The organism is Bacillus sp. BC08, assembly GCF_054326875.1.
In genome coordinates, this window is sequence record NZ_JBTGPA010000026.1 from 1 (window position 1) to 329 (window position 329).

Consider the following 329-nt stretch of genomic DNA (forward strand, 5'->3'; position numbering starts at 1 on the left):
TCAAGATGAGATTTCCCATAGCGTAAGCTAGTAAGATCCCTGAAAGATGATCAGGTTGATAGGTTCGAGGTGGAAGCATGGTGACATGTGGAGCTGACGAATACTAATAGATCGAGGACTTAACCATATAATATGTAGCAAATGTTATCTAGTTTTGAAGGAATATGCCTTCATAGTTTGGTGATGATGGCAGAGAGGTCACACCCGTTCCCATACCGAACACGGAAGTTAAGCTCTCTAGCGCCGATGGTAGTTGGGACCTTGTCCCTGTGAGAGTAGGACGTCGCCAAGCAACTTTAAGACGAGTCAGTATGACTCGTCTTTTTTGT

At 44.4% G+C, this 329-nt stretch carries 2 rRNA genes; both read left to right on the forward strand.

Annotation, left to right across the window (positions count from 1 at the left end):
- A 23S ribosomal RNA gene (locus ACXVYO_RS06280) occupies positions 1-127 on the forward strand; the annotation flags it as partial.
- A 49-nt stretch (positions 128-176) separates the two neighbouring features.
- Positions 177-292, forward strand: a 5S ribosomal RNA gene (rrf, locus tag ACXVYO_RS06285).
- Positions 293-329: the final 37 nt, after the last annotated feature.